The following is an 11,955-nucleotide window of genomic DNA, read 5'->3' as shown; positions in this document are numbered from 1 at the left end:
CACCTCCACGCAACGGGCCCGCGACCGGAAGGTCGCGGGCCCGTTGCGTGTTCGGAGAACCTGCGCAGGCTACTTGCGGGCGTGCGCGACGATCGGCTGCGTGCCGGTGTCGCCCGACGCCCCACGCGCGTGCGGAAGCTTGGTGCCGAGCACCATCGCCGTGACGTCGTGGGCGATGTGCTGCGGGGTCAGCCCGACACGCTCGAGGATGTCGGAGCGTGAACCGTGCTCGAGGAACTCGTCGGGCAGCCCGAGCTCGGTGACGGCCGTGTCGACGCCCGCCTCGCGCAGGTCCTGGCGGATGCGCGTGCCGACACCGCCGACGCGGATACCATCCTCGAGCGATACGACGATGCGGTAGTCGCCCGCGAGCTCGACGACGCTGCGCGGCACGGGCACGACCCAGCGCGGGTCGACGACGGTCGCACCGATGCCCTGCGCCTCGAGCCGCTCGGCCACCTCGAGCCCGATGCCGGCCATCGGGCCGACGGTCACGATGAGCACGTCCCTGCGGTCGGATTCGACGAGCACGTCGACGCCGTCGTCGGTGCGACGGACGGCGTCGTACTCGGTACCGACCGACCCCTTCGGGAATCGCAGCACGGTCGGGGCATCCGTCACCTGCACGGCTTCGCCGAGCTCCTCGGCGAGGCGGATCGCGTCGCGCGGGGCCGCGATGCGGATGCCCGGGACGACCTGGAGGATCGAGAGATCCCAGACGCCGTGGTGACTTGGGCCATCAGGCCCGGTGACGCCTGCGCGGTCGAGCACGAACGTGACGCCGGCCTTGTGCAGCGCGACGTCCATGAGGAGCTGGTCGAACGCGCGATTCATGAACGTCGCGTAGACCGCGACGACGGGGTGCAGTCCCCCGAACGCGAGGCCCGCCGCAGACGTCACGGCGTGCTGCTCGGCGATGCCGACGTCGAACACGCGCGTCGGGAAGCGCTCGGCCATCCGGTGCAGGCCCGTGGGCCGCAGCATCGCCGCGGTGATGCCCACGAGGCGGTCGTCGCGCTCGGCGAGGTGCACGAGCTCGTCGGCGAAGACGCTGGTCCAGCTCTTCGCTCCCCCGGTGTCGAGCGGCTCGCCCGTCTCGGGGTCGATCTGGCCGACGGCGTGGAACTGGTCGGCGACGTCGTTGCGGGCCGGCTCGTAGCCACGACCCTTCTCGGTGATCGCGTGCACGATGACGGGTGCGCCGTAATGCTTCGCCTGCTGGAGGGCCGCCTCCAGCGCCTGCTCGTCATGACCGTCGACGGGGCCGACGTACTTGATGTCCAGGTTCGAGTAGAGCGCCTCGTTGTCCGTGAACCGTGAGAGGAAGCCGTGCAGGCCGCCGCGGACGCCTCGGTAGAACGCCGTCGCCGGGCCGCCCATCTTCTCGAACGCGTCACGGCTCGACAGGTGCAGGTTGCGGTAGGTGCGCTTCGTGCGCACGGAGTTCAGGAACCGCGCCATGCCGCCGATCGTCGGCGCATACGAGCGACCGTTGTCGTTCACCACGACGATCAGCTTGCGCGTGTTGTCGTCGGAGATGTTGTTGAGCGCCTCCCAGGTCATGCCGCCCGTGAGGGCGCCGTCGCCGACGACGGCGACGACGTGACGGTCGTGCTGACCGGTCATCTCGAAGGCCTTCGAGATGCCGTCGGCCCACGAGAGCGAGCTCGACGCGTGCGACGACTCGACGATGTCGTGCTCCGACTCGCTGCGCTGCGGATATCCGGCGAGGCCCCCCGTCTGACGAAGGGTCGAGAAGTCCTGGCGACCGGTGAGTAGCTTGTGCACGTACGACTGGTGGCCCGTGTCGAACACGATCGCGTCACGCGGGGAGTCGAACACGCGGTGGATCGCGATCGTCAACTCGACCACGCCGAGGTTCGGCCCCAGGTGGCCGCCGGTCTTCGCCACGTCGGCGACGAGGTGCTCCCGCACCTCGACGGCGAGCTGCTCCAGCTGCTCCTTCGAGAGTGCGTCGAGGTCGCGGGGGCCTCGGATCGTCTCGAGCAAGGTCATGCGTTGGGCCTCCGGGGTGACGCGGACGATGCCGCCGAACGGAACGAGTCTACGCCGGGCAACCTGAGCGCCCGGGCAGACGACAGGGCGATCGGCGCAATCGCCGATCGCCCTGTCGTCGAGGTGGTGCGCGTCAGACGAGGCTGCGCAGCACGTACTGCAGAATTCCGCCGTTGCGGTAGTAGTCGGCTTCACCGGGCGTGTCGATGCGGACGACCGCGTCGAACTCGACTGTCTCCTTGCCGGCGGGCGAGTGCTCGCTCGGCGCAGCGACGACGTGCACGGTCTTCGGCGTCGTGCCCTCGTTCAGCTGCTCGAGGCCCGTGATCGAGACGATCTCGGTGCCGTCGAGGCCGAGCGACGCCCAGCTCTCACCGGCCGGGAACTGCAGCGGGACGACGCCCATGCCGATGAGGTTCGAACGGTGGATGCGCTCGAAGCTCTCGGTGATGACCGCCTTGACGCCGAGCAGGCTCGTGCCCTTGGCCGCCCAGTCGCGCGACGAGCCCGAACCGTACTCCTTGCCGCCGAAGATGACGAGCGGGGTGCCCTCGGCCTGGTAGTTCTGCGACGCGTCGTAGATGAACGACTGCGGGCCGCCCGCCTGCGTGAAGTCGCGGGTGTAGCCGCCCTCGACGCCGTCGAGCAGCTGGTTCTTCAGGCGGATGTTCGCGAACGTGCCGCGGATCATGACCTCGTGGTTGCCGCGGCGCGAGCCGTAGGAGTTGAAGTCCTTGCGGTCGACGCCGTGCTCGGTGAGGTAGCGGCCCGCGGGGCTGTCGGCCTTGATCGAACCGGCCGGCGAGATGTGGTCGGTGGTGACCGAGTCGCCGAGCTTCGCGAGCACGCGGGCGCCCGCGATGTCGCTGACCGGCGTGGTCTCCATCGTCATGCCGTCGAAGTACGGGGGCTTGCGGACGTACGTCGACGCCTCGTTCCACTCGAACACCGATCCGGTCGGGGTCTCGAGGTTGCGCCAGCGCTCGTCACCCTCGAACACGCTCGCGTACTGGTGCACGAACATGTCCTTGTTGATCGAGTTGTCGATCGTCTCCTGCACCTCGGCCGCGTCGGGCCAGATGTCCTTCAGGAAGACGTCGTTGCCATCGGTGTCGGTGCCGAGCGCGTCGACCTCGAAGTCGAAGTTCATCGACCCGGCGAGGGCGTACGCGATGACGAGCGGCGGTGACGCGAGGTAGTTCATCTTCACGTCGGGGTTGATGCGACCCTCGAAATTGCGGTTGCCCGAGAGCACCGCGGTGACGGCGAGGTCGGAGTCGTTGACGGCCGTCGAGATCTCGTCGATCAGCGGGCCCGAGTTGCCGATGCAGGTCGTGCAGCCGTAACCGACGGTGTAGAAGCCGAGGGCCTCGAGGTCGGCGGTGAGTCCGGCCTTCTCGTAGTAGTCGGTGACGACCTTCGAGCCGGGCGCGAGCGTGGTCTTCACCCACGGCTTCGCCTTGAGGCCCTTCTTCGCCGCGTTGCGGGCGAGGAGGCCGGCGGCGAGCATGACCGACGGGTTCGACGTGTTGGTGCACGAGGTGATCGCCGCGATCGCGACGGCGCCGTGGTCGAGCGTGAACTTCTCGCCGTCGGCGAGGGTCACGGGCGTCGGGTTCGACGCGGTCGCCGGAGCGTGGCTCGCGTGGTGGTGCTCGTGGTGGCTGTGCTCGTCCTCGGGCGAGTTGCCGGGCGGGTCGGAGGCCGGGAACGACTCGGCGATCTCGAGGTCGACGAGGTCGTGGTCGACCGTCGCGTAGTTCAGGAGGTCCTGTTCGAAGGCGGCCTTCGAGTTCGAGAGCTCGATGCGGTCCTGCGGACGCTTCGGGCCGGCGATCGAGGGCACGACGGTCGAGAGGTCGAGCTCCATGTACTCGCTGTACTCCGGCTCGTTGTCGGCGTCGTGCCAGAGCTTCTGCGCCTTCGAGTAGGCCTCGACCAGGGCGATCTGCTCGTCGCTGCGGCCCGTGAGGCGCAGGTAGTCGAGGGTCACGTCGTCGATCGGGAACATCGCGGCGGTCGAGCCGAACTCGGGGCTCATGTTGCCGATGGTCGCGCGGTTGGCGAGCGGCACCGAGGCGACGCCCGAGCCGTAGAACTCGACGAACTTGCCGACGACGCCGTGCTTGCGCAGCATGTCGGTGATGGTCAGCACGACGTCGGTCGCGGTGACGCCCGTCGGGATCGAGCCCGAGAGCTTGAATCCGACGACCTTGGGGATGAGCATCGACACGGGCTGGCCGAGCATCGCGGCCTCGGCCTCGATGCCGCCGACGCCCCAGCCGAGCACGCCGAGGCCGTTCACCATCGTCGTGTGCGAGTCGGTGCCCACGCAGGTGTCGGGGTAGGCGCGGAGCACGCCGTCGACGGTACGGGTGAAGGTGACCTTCGCGAGGTGCTCGATGTTCACCTGGTGCACGATGCCGGTGCCCGGCGGGACGACCTTGAAGTCGTCGAAGGCGGTCTGGCCCCAGCGGAGGAACTGGTAGCGCTCGCCGTTGCGCTCGTACTCGATCTCGACGTTGCGCTCGAGGGCGTTCTCGGTGCCGAACAGGTCGGCGATGACGGAGTGGTCGATGACCATCTCGGCCGGCGCGAGCGGGTTGATCTTGTCGGGGTCGCCGCCGAGGGCGACGACGGCCTCGCGCATCGTGGCGAGGTCGACGATGCACGGCACGCCGGTGAAGTCCTGCATGACGACGCGCGCGGGCGTGAACTGGATCTCGGTGTCGGGCTCCGCCGTCGGCACCCACGAACCGAGGGCCTCGATCTGCTCCTTGGTGACGTTCGCGCCGTCTTCGGTGCGCAGCAGGTTCTCGAGCAGCACCTTCAGGCTGAACGGCAGCTTCTCGTGCCCCGGCACGGTGTCGAGCCGGAAGATCTCGTAGGACTTGTCACCGACGTGGAGCGTGTCCTTCGCCCCGAAACTGTTCACTGCAGACACGATGTCCTCTCCTTCGTGGATGCCGCCCGGCATGCGGACAACACTCCATCTTCTCCGTCAGACAGGGGGCCGATCCAGCAAGGGTAACCTAAGCCGAATGCCCGCCGACAGGCCTCGCACGGTGTGCGGATTTATCTTGACGTCGAGATAACTGTATCACTCGGTCGGTTGCTTGGCCGACGGGTAGACCGCGCGCACGACGAGCCACGAGAAGACGAGCACGAGGGCGTACAGCGGCACGCCCATGAGCAGCCGCATCGCGCCGAGCGCTTCGACGTTGTCGGCGAGGTAGAACGGCACCTGCACCGCCAGTCGGGCGACGAAGAGGCCGATCCAGACGAGGGTGAGGAACTGCATCGCCCGGTACTTGCGACGGTCCTTCCGCCAGGCGACCCCGTCGCCCATGAGGAATCCGACGATCAGCCCGATCGCGGGCCAGCGCACGAGGAGCGAGACGATGAGCGCGAGCGCGTAGGCGGCGTTCGTGAAGAAGCCGAGTACGTAGTTGTCGCGGGCGTTGCCCGTCCACAGCGCGAGCGCCGCCGAGGCGAGCACGCCGATGAGTCCGGCGATCGCCTGCGTGGGTTGCCCCTTCGTCGCGACCCGCACGAGTGTGAACACGACGGCGAGTCCGACCGACGCGATGAGCGCCGGAATCAGGGCGGCTTGCGCGTCCTGTCCGGCGAAGCTCGTGAGCGAGCTGTAGACGATGAGGAACACGAGCCCCGGCAGCAGCGCCTCGAGGATGCCGCGAACACCGCCGACCGCGGTCAGCAGGTCGCGCCCGCTCAGCTTCTCGTCGCGCGCGAGCGCGCCGAGTCCGCTCTTCTCGGCCGCGGCTGCGAACGCCCGGCCGAACTCGCCTGCGTCGGACGCGGATTCGCCCGCGGCATCCGCGTCGTCGTCGGGTTCGGGGCGCCCGGCGCCCGTCGCCTCGGTCACCCTACGCCGTCGGTGCGCCGGCGGACGAGGCCGGCATGCGCAGCGGGATCAGGTCGCGCGGCGGCATCGGCGTCGCCCCGCGGACCACCACGATCGAGCGGAACAGGTCTTCGATCTGCGCCGCAGCGGCCGGGTCGACCGCGGCCTGCCCGGCGATGACGCCGCGCAGGAACCACCGCGGCCCGTCGACGCCGATGAAGCGCGCGAGACGCATCTGGCCCTGCTGGCCCTCGCCAGCGGCGACCGGGATCTGCGCGAGCAGCTCGGGGCCGAACGTTCCCTCGCGGACGGTCGTGGTGCCGCCCTGACGGGCGATCTGATCGGCGATCTGCCCACGGATCTCATGCCACAACCCGCTCGAACGGGGCGCCGCGAACGGCTGCACCTGCAGCGTCGAGTTCGCGTAGTCGAGCCCGATCGCGACGACGCGCTTCGTGCCCTCCTCGACCTCGAGCCGGAGATGCAGGCCCTCGCGCGGGAGGATCTTCACCCCGCCGAGATCGACGTACGGTCGAACCGGGTTCGCCTCGGCCTCGTCGAGCGGTCCGGCACTGGCACGGTCGTCGGGGGCCGACTTGGGCTGGTCGACGGGAACCCCGTCGGTGTTCTCGATGTCGCTCACGCGTTCACTCCTGACTTGTGCTCCCCGAATCCCGTGGAGCCGAATCCCCCGTCGCCGCGCAGGCTGCCCGGCAATTGCTCGACCTCGACGAAGCGCGCCCGGCTGACGGGCATCACGACGATCTGCGCAATTCGATCGCCCTTCGCGATGGCGTACGACTCGCGCGTGTCGGTGTTGAGCAGTGCGACCTTGATCTCGCCCCGGTAGCCGGCGTCGACCGTGCCGGGTGCGTTCACGATCGTGATGCCGTGCTTGAACGCCAGACCCGATCGCGGGACCACGAACGCGACGTAGCCGTCGGGCAGGGCGATCGAGACGCCGGTGCCGACGGTCGCACGCTCGCCGGGGCCGAGCACGACCGCCTCGGCGGCGTGCAGGTCGGCTCCTGCGTCGCCCGGATGGGCGTACTCGGGGGTGCGCTCGGCGGTGATGAGGACGTCGACGGAATCGGTCACCGTAAGAGGCTAGTGCAGAAGTCCGGGGAGCGAGCACGGAAGGGGCGAGGTGACCGGCGGCACGGAAGTCTGATCTGATAGACCCATGCCCGACTATCGCGAGAAACTGTGGCCGACGCCGTGGATCTACCTCGCCAGCCTGCTGCTCGTGCCCGCGAGCATCCTGGTGCTGGCTCCCGTGTCGATGCCCGCCGGCATCGCCACCGGCATCATCCTCTACGCCGCCGTGGCCGGCGCGCTCACGATCACCGCGCCGGTCGTCGAGGTGCGCGACGGTCGGTTCCACGCCGGACGCGCCGAGATCTCGCTCGACCTGCTCGGCGAGGCGGTCGCGGCCGACGAGGCCGCCGCCCGCATGGAGCGGGGAACCGGGCTCGACGCCCGCGCGTTCCTCGTGATCCGCGGCTGGATCCGGCCCGTCGTGCGGGTTCCCGTCGTCGACCCCGCGGACCCGACCCCCTACTGGCTCGTCTCGACGCGGCATCCCAAAGAACTGGCCGCCGCGATCAACGGATCGCGACGGCCTGACGGTACGGAGCAGAGCGCTTAGGAGGCGCACTCCAGGCAGATCGGCCCGAGCTTCGTCTCGTGGTCGATCTGCGAGCGGTGCTTCACGAGGAAGCAGTTCACACACGTGAACTCATCGGCCTGCGGTGGCAGCACGACGACGTCGAGCTCGACATCCGACAGGTCGGCACCCGACAGGTCGAAACCTCCGGGGTTGTCGGCGTCATCGACGTCGACCACACCCGACATCTTGTCGGGGACGCGTTCCTTGAGGGCCTCGATCGACTCCGAGTCGTCTTCGGTCTTCCGCGGGGCGTCGTAATCCGTTGCCATTCCCATCCATTTCCTCAAGCGCCGGAGATTCGGCGGCCATAGTCTGCATCAAAACGATCACGTAAGCAAACCCTTTGCGCGGCCGTCGTCCGATGCTTCCTGCTCAACTTCCGCCGCGCCCGCGCTATTCCCGCGAGCACCCGTTCGGCCGTGGCATCCTTGGGCGGAGACGAAAGCACGGAAGGGCTTGTCGCGATGCAGGAACTCAAGGTAATCGGGGTCGAGAACGGCGCGCTCCTCGCCGCCTCCGACGATGGCGCGCGCTTCCGGATCGAGATCGACGAAGTGCTCCAGTCGCGGATCCGCCAGGCGCAGCCCGAACAGCACACCGGCCCGAAACCCTCGCCCCGCGAGGTGCAGGCCCACATCAGGGGCGGCATGTCGGCCGAGGAGGTCGCCCAGCTCACGGGCGCCGCGGTCGAGTACATCCGTCGGTTCGAGGGCCCCGTCATGGCCGAGCGCGAACACGTCGTGACCTCCGCACTGGCCGTGCCCGTGAATGTGACCCTCGACGTCGATCCCGCCGACGAGCCCGCCTCGTTCGGCGGCGTGATCCGCGACCGGCTCGCGAAGCTCGGTGCCGAGGGCGAACGCTGGGCGAGCTGGAAGGACGAGGAGCGCGGCTGGATCGTCAAGCTCGAGTTCACCGCCGACACGATCGACCACGACGCCCGCTGGACCTTCGAGCCCCGCAAGCAGTCGCTGCAGCCGCTCAACTCCGAGGCCATCACGCTCTCGCAGCAGGGCGAGCTCAAGGGCGGGCTCATCCCCCGGCTGCGCGCCGTCGGGCCCGACTCCGACGAGTCGCGCTTCGACAGCGGCGCATTCACGTTCGACGAGATCGAGCAGAGCGACGACGACACGGCCCCCCACCTGGAGCCGCTGCCGTACGCCCGCAGCGCCCAGACGTCGAGCCCCGCCGTCGCACGAGCCGCGATCAAGCGCGCCGACGAGCCGAAGCAGTCGATGGGCGAGACCGCCGACCTGCTCGAGGCCCTGCGGCGCCGTCGGGGCGAGCGCGAATCCGCGACGGTCGACGCCCCCGCTCCCCTGCAGCCCACGCTCCCCGAGCCCGCCGACGAACCCGCAGCGGCCGTCGAGACGCCGAGCGAGCCGGTCACCGACGAGAAGCCCGGAGCCGGCGCACGCAGCATCTGGGGCAAGGTCTCGTCGTCCTCCTCGTCGAACTCGGGATCGAGCCGAGCGGCGAAGAAGGGTCGCGCGTCGATGCCGAGCTGGGACGAGATCGTCTTCGGCGCCCGCACCGACGACGACCTGGCCTGACGGCTCGCCGCCCGGGGCGCGGATGACGCGCCGAGCGGCCGCACAGCACGACGAGAGCGGGCCCCGACACCGTCATGGTGTCGGGGCCCGCTCGTCGGCTTCGGACGCCGCTACGCCGACTTCTCGGCGCGTCGCGGCTTGTGCGGCACGATGGTCGGCGCGGCGTTGTCGAGCACGGCGGCCTTCGTGACGACGACCCGTGCGACGCCCGTCGAGGACGGCACCTCGAACATGATCGGCCCGAGCACCTCCTCCATGATCGCGCGGAGGCCCCGGGCGCCGGTCTGGCGGAGCACCGCGAGGTCGGCGATGGCCTCGAGGGCGGCGTCTTCGAAGTCGAGCTCGACGCCGTCGAGCTGGAACATGCGCTGGTACTGCTTCACGAGTGCGTTCTTGGGTTCGGTGAGGATCTCCATGAGCGCCTCCCGATCGAGCGGGGTGACGGTCGCGACGACGGGGAGGCGACCGATGAACTCGGGGATGAGGCCGAACTTGTGCAGGTCTTCAGGAAGGACCTCGCTGAAGATGTCGGCCTCTTCGGCCTTGTTGTGCAGCGGGGCGCCGAACCCGATGCCGCGCTTGCCCGCGCGCGACGAGATGATGTCTTCGAGTCCGGCGAACGCGCCGGCCACGATGAACAGCACGTTCGTCGTGTCGATCTGGATGAACTCCTGGTGCGGATGCTTGCGGCCGCCCTGCGGCGGCACCGAGGCGACCGTGCCCTCGAGGATCTTGAGCAGCGCCTGCTGCACGCCCTCACCAGAAACGTCGCGCGTGATCGACGGGTTCTCGGCCTTGCGGGCGATCTTGTCGACCTCGTCGATGTAGATGATGCCGGTCTCTGCGCGCTTGACGTCGTAGTCGGCGGCCTGGATGAGCTTGAGCAGGATGTTCTCGACGTCTTCGCCGACGTAGCCCGCCTCGGTGAGGGCGGTCGCGTCGGCGACCGCGAACGGCACGTTGAGCTGCTTCGCGAGGGTCTGTGCCAGGTAGGTCTTGCCGCAACCGGTCGGGCCGATGAGCAGAATGTTCGACTTCGCGATCTCGACGTCGTCGTGCGTGCGGTCGGCGGTCGTGAGCGTCGTCTTCGCGCGAACGCGCTTGTAGTGGTTGTAGACCGCGACGGCGAGCGCCTTCTTCGCGGCCTCCTGACCGATCACGTACTCCTCGAGGAAGCCGAAGATCTCCTTCGGCTTGGGGAGCTCGAACTCGCCCGACTCCGTCTCGCCGGCCTCGGCCAGGCGCTCCTCGATGATCTCGTTGCAGAGTTCGACGCACTCGTCGCAGATGTAGACGCCGGGCCCGGCGATGAGCTGCTGCACCTGCTTCTGGCTCTTCCCGCAGAAGGAGCACTTGAGCAGGTCGGCGCTCTCCCCGATGCGTGCCATCGCACCCTCCTCTCGACGAGCCTGTTCCGAGCCTAGCCCGACTTCGCGCGGTTGCGGCGTAGCGCGCGGGATTCGACACGCGAGGCGTTTCGCCGGTCGCGAACCGGCGCGTGATCAGAACGACGGATGCCTCGGCCGATCATCCGGCCGAGGCATCCGTACCCGTCGAAACGCGCTCAGCGCCCGATCGCCGGGAGGGTCTTGCGCGAGGTGAGCACCTGGTCGATGAGGCCGTAGTCGAGCGCCTCCTCGGCCGAGAGGATCTTGTCGCGGTCGATGTCGTCGTGCACCTGCTGCTGGTCGCGGTTCGAGTGACGCGCGAGCGTCTCTTCGAGCCACGTGCGCATGCGGAGGATCTCGGCAGCCTGGATCTCGATGTCGCTCGCCTGGCCGTGGCCCGCCTCGCCCATCGCCGGCTGGTGGATGAGCACACGCGCGTTCGGCAGCGCGAGGCGCTTGCCGGGCGTGCCCGCCGCGGCGATGACCGCCGCGGCGGAGGCCGCCTGGCCGAGCACCACGGTCTGGATCTGCGGACGGATGTACTGCATCGTGTCGTAGATCGCCGTCATCGCGGTGAACGAGCCACCGGGAGAGTTGATGTAGAGGATGATGTCGCGGTCGGGGTCCATCGACTCGAGCACCAGGAGCTGGGCCATGATGTCGTCGGCCGAGGCGTCGTCGACCTGCACGCCGAGGAAGATGATGCGGTCCTCGAAGAGCTTCGCGTACGGGTCCTGGCGCTTGTAGCCGTAGGCGGTGCGCTCCTCGAAGCTCGGCAGGATGTAGCGCGAGCCCGGCGCCTGCACGCCGTTGAAGGCGGTGCCACCGAAAGCAGGGATGTTCATTCTGACGTTCTCTCTTCTCTCGCTGCCTACGCCTGGGTCCCGCCGCCGCCGGCGACGTCGAGCGCCGACTCGCGGATGTGGTCGACGAAGCCGTACTCCAGGGCCTCCTGCGCGTTGAACCAGCGGTCGCGGTCGCCGTCGGCGTTGATCTGCTCGACGGACTTGCCGGTCTGCGCGGCCGTGATCTCGGCGAGGCGGCGCTTCATGTCGAGGATGAGCTGCGCCTGCGTCTGGATGTCGCTCGCGGTGCCGCCGAAGCCGCCGTGCGGCTGGTGGAGGAGCACCCGGGCGTTCGGCGTGATGTACCGCTTGCCCTTCGTGCCCGCCGTCAGCAGCAGCTGGCCCATCGAGGCGGCCATGCCGATGCCGACGGTGACGATGTCGTTCGGCACGAACTGCATGGTGTCGTAGATCGCCATGCCCGCGGTGATCGAGCCGCCGGGCGAGTTCACGTAGAGGTAGATGTCCTTCTTGGGATCCTCCGCGGCGAGCAGCAGCAGCTTGGCCGCGATCTCGTTCGCGTTCTCGTCGCGCACCTCGGAGCCAAGCCAGATGATGCGGTCCTTCAGCAGTCGATCGAAAACACCCGTGCCTGGTGTCGGTTCGGCCATGTGTCGCT

General features: G+C 68.8%; 11 protein-coding genes. 2 read left to right on the top strand and 9 right to left on the bottom strand.

Annotation, left to right across the window (positions count from 1 at the left end):
• Positions 1 to 69: 69 nt before the first annotated feature.
• The 5 genes from dxs to dut form a co-directional block, all read right to left on the bottom strand.
• A complete protein-coding gene (gene dxs / locus MUN74_RS17145; protein ID WP_244853827.1) occupies positions 70 to 2,016 on the bottom strand; it encodes a 1-deoxy-D-xylulose-5-phosphate synthase in 1,947 nt (648 codons plus the stop codon).
• Between the two features lie 133 nt (positions 2,017 to 2,149).
• A complete protein-coding gene (gene acnA, locus MUN74_RS17140) occupies positions 2,150 to 4,960 on the bottom strand; it encodes an aconitate hydratase AcnA (RefSeq protein WP_305038257.1) in 2,811 nt (936 codons plus the stop codon).
• 156 nt (positions 4,961 to 5,116) lie between these two features.
• Positions 5,117 to 5,902, bottom strand: coding sequence for a DUF3159 domain-containing protein (locus MUN74_RS17135; RefSeq protein WP_244853825.1), 786 nt, complete (start codon positions 5,900 to 5,902; stop codon positions 5,117 to 5,119).
• Between the two features lies 1 nt (position 5,903).
• The gene (locus MUN74_RS17130) at positions 5,904 to 6,524 is read right to left on the bottom strand and encodes a DUF3710 domain-containing protein (RefSeq protein WP_244853824.1); all 621 of its coding nucleotides are present in this window, start codon (positions 6,522 to 6,524) and stop codon (positions 5,904 to 5,906) included.
• Positions 6,521 to 6,979, bottom strand: coding sequence for a dUTP diphosphatase (dut, locus tag MUN74_RS17125; RefSeq protein WP_244853823.1), 459 nt, complete (start codon positions 6,977 to 6,979; stop codon positions 6,521 to 6,523). The genes MUN74_RS17130 and dut overlap by 4 nt, the downstream gene beginning before the upstream one ends.
• A gap of 85 nt (positions 6,980 to 7,064) precedes the next feature.
• Here dut and MUN74_RS17120 point away from each other — a divergent pair, with 85 nt between their 5' ends.
• The gene (locus MUN74_RS17120; RefSeq protein ID WP_244853822.1) at positions 7,065 to 7,529 is read left to right on the top strand and encodes a DUF3093 domain-containing protein; all 465 of its coding nucleotides are present in this window, start codon (positions 7,065 to 7,067) and stop codon (positions 7,527 to 7,529) included.
• Here the strand turns inward: MUN74_RS17120 and MUN74_RS17115 are convergent.
• Positions 7,526 to 7,819: a DUF4193 domain-containing protein gene (locus tag MUN74_RS17115; protein ID WP_026378289.1), complete on the bottom strand. Its 294-nt coding sequence runs from the start codon at positions 7,817 to 7,819 to the stop codon at positions 7,526 to 7,528. The two genes, MUN74_RS17120 and MUN74_RS17115, sit on opposite strands and share 4 nt — an antisense overlap.
• 195 nt (positions 7,820 to 8,014) lie before the next feature.
• Here MUN74_RS17115 and sepH point away from each other — a divergent pair, with 195 nt between their 5' ends.
• Positions 8,015 to 9,103: a septation protein SepH gene (sepH, locus tag MUN74_RS17110; protein ID WP_244853821.1), complete on the top strand. Its 1,089-nt coding sequence runs from the start codon at positions 8,015 to 8,017 to the stop codon at positions 9,101 to 9,103.
• A gap of 110 nt (positions 9,104 to 9,213) precedes the next feature.
• On the opposite strand, the gene clpX is transcribed toward sepH, so the two are convergent.
• The 3 genes from clpX to MUN74_RS17095 form a co-directional block, all read right to left on the bottom strand.
• Positions 9,214 to 10,491 carry an ATP-dependent Clp protease ATP-binding subunit ClpX gene (clpX, locus tag MUN74_RS17105; protein ID WP_244853820.1) on the bottom strand — a complete coding sequence of 426 codons (1,278 nt, stop codon included), beginning with the start codon at positions 10,489 to 10,491 and terminating at the stop codon, positions 9,214 to 9,216.
• Between the two features lie 176 nt (positions 10,492 to 10,667).
• Entirely contained in the window at positions 10,668 to 11,336 is a 669-nt protein-coding gene (locus MUN74_RS17100; protein WP_244853819.1) for an ATP-dependent Clp protease proteolytic subunit, read from the bottom strand.
• Positions 11,337 to 11,362: 26 nt separating this feature from the next.
• On the bottom strand, positions 11,363 to 11,947 hold the full coding sequence (locus MUN74_RS17095; protein ID WP_244853818.1) for an ATP-dependent Clp protease proteolytic subunit: 585 nt from the start codon (positions 11,945 to 11,947) through the stop codon (positions 11,363 to 11,365).
• Positions 11,948 to 11,955: the final 8 nt, after the last annotated feature.

It is taken from the genome of Agromyces sp. H17E-10 (assembly GCF_022919715.1).
Classification (GTDB): Bacteria; Actinomycetota; Actinomycetes; order Actinomycetales; family Microbacteriaceae; genus Agromyces.
This window is presented reverse-complemented; position numbering and strand designations above follow the sequence as displayed.

Bases quoted from the DNA above. Each gene is read 5' to 3' on its own strand.
- MUN74_RS17100 (WP_244853819.1), bottom strand. From the start codon at position 11,336: ATGAACATCCCTGCTTTCGGTGGCACCGCCTTCAACGGCGTGCAGGCG.
- clpX (WP_244853820.1), bottom strand. From the start codon at position 10,491: ATGGCACGCATCGGGGAGAGCGCCGACCTGCTCAAGTGCTCCTTCTGC.
- MUN74_RS17120 (WP_244853822.1), top strand. From the start codon at position 7,065: ATGCCCGACTATCGCGAGAAACTGTGGCCGACGCCGTGGATCTACCTC.
- MUN74_RS17095 (WP_244853818.1), bottom strand. From the start codon at position 11,947: ATGGCCGAACCGACACCAGGCACGGGTGTTTTCGATCGACTGCTGAAG.
- MUN74_RS17115 (WP_026378289.1), bottom strand. From the start codon at position 7,819: ATGGCAACGGATTACGACGCCCCGCGGAAGACCGAAGACGACTCGGAG.
- sepH (WP_244853821.1), top strand. From the start codon at position 8,015: ATGCAGGAACTCAAGGTAATCGGGGTCGAGAACGGCGCGCTCCTCGCC.
- dxs (WP_244853827.1), bottom strand. From the start codon at position 2,016: ATGACCTTGCTCGAGACGATCCGAGGCCCCCGCGACCTCGACGCACTC.